The following is a 298-nucleotide window of genomic DNA, read 5'->3' as shown; positions in this document are numbered from 1 at the left end:
TCGCGGGCCTGGTCGTCAACGTGACTTCCACGGCGAGCAACAAGGCGCTGCTACTCGTAGGCCTTAAAACCGCCAGCAAGGCAGCAGTGAATGTGTTCACCGAATCGCTTGCCATCGAAGTGGATCCATTAGGCGGTCGGTTGCGGTTGGTGCTGCCCGGGCGCTCGCCCGCCACCCGGTTCGGCGCGAACGCAGGCATTCCTCTGGGCGGCATGGACCATCCGGCCTATGGCCAGTTGGTGACCGGCGTGATTGCCAGCTTCCGTGACAGCAGCGGGCTGGTCACCCACGCATCGGA

At 64.1% G+C, this 298-nt stretch carries 1 protein-coding gene; it reads left to right on the top strand.

Annotated elements, in window-relative coordinates:
• On the top strand, nucleotides 1–298 hold a 298-nt coding region (locus tag ACQG3P_RS19180), incomplete at both ends, for an SDR family NAD(P)-dependent oxidoreductase (RefSeq protein WP_426805925.1).

This window comes from Stenotrophomonas sp. SrG, from assembly GCF_050031795.1.
GTDB lineage: Bacteria > Pseudomonadota > Gammaproteobacteria > Xanthomonadales > Xanthomonadaceae > Stenotrophomonas > Stenotrophomonas rhizophila_A.
Note: the sequence above shows the minus strand (reverse complement) of the source record. Positions and strands in the feature narration are given on the sequence as shown.